The organism is Bradyrhizobium ferriligni, assembly GCF_056837965.1.
In genome coordinates, this window is the sequence record NZ_JBXEJO010000186.1 from 1 (window position 1) to 1,034 (window position 1,034).

The 1,034-nt window shown below is 40.3% G+C and carries 1 protein-coding gene; it reads right to left on the reverse strand.

Translation table 11 applies throughout. From position 1 onward, the window contains the following. A partial coding sequence (locus tag AC1VNY_RS42475; RefSeq protein ID WP_482409665.1) for an RNA-directed DNA polymerase occupies nt 1-1,034 on the reverse strand: 1,034 nt, incomplete at both ends.

Here is a 1,034-nt window from a genome sequence, read left to right on the forward strand (position 1 = left end):
AGTCTTGGTTCTGATGCTGTATTGGGCAGATTTCCAGGCGGTCTGAAGGGTCATGAATGCACTTCGTGCCTTACTCAGTCTGTTTTTAATGTCAGATCCAGCGCCTCCTTCATTGCTAATAACACTTCCAAGGTATGTGAATGCGGTTGTATCTCGGAGGGTTTTACCTTCTAGTTTGACTGGTGCTGGGGTTGCTATGTTCAGAGTCATTACTTCAGTTTTCTTCTGATTTATTTTCAGCCCAACCATCTCACTATATTGGTTAAGGCGGCAGGTCTTTTCCTGGATATCTCTATGTGTATGAGATAGGAGTGCGATGTCATCTGCAAAATCTAGGTCTTCCAGAGTGGTTGTGAGCGTCCATCTAATACCTCTTGCCTTATCTTCCGTTGTTTTACGCATCACCCAATCTATGACATTGTTGAATAATAGGGCTGACATAACACATCCTTGTCGCACGCCTGTTTTTACTTCAAACTTTAGTTCTGAAGTTTCAACACTGCATGCAAACTTGCTGTAGCAGCTTTTTATAATATTTATAAAACACAGTGGGATTCCATACCATCTTAAGATACGCCATAGACTTTCGCGGTGTATGCTATCAAAAGCCTTTTCAAAATCTACAAAGTTGATATAGAGTTTGCTTTGCCATTCTGTGCATTGTTCTATGATATTTCTAAGAGCAAATATTTGGCCTATACAGCTCCGTCCTCTGCGAAATCCTGCTTGTTCCTTTCTCAGTTTCTTATCCACAGCGTCAGTAATACGTTGTACGATGATTTTGCTTAAGATTTTACTTGGGACAGAAAGCAGTGTTATTCCACGCCAATTATTACAATCGGCAAGGGAGCCCTTTTTGGGTATCTTGATGATGACTCCTCTGTTCCATGCATCAGGTATTATTTGAGCATTCCATATAGTAGTAAACAAGGGTTGCAATATATTAGCTGCAAGTTCTGGGTCTATTTTGAATAGTTCTGCGTTTAAGTTATCATTCCCTGGTGCCTTGTTATTCTTAAGAGATTTAATTGCTG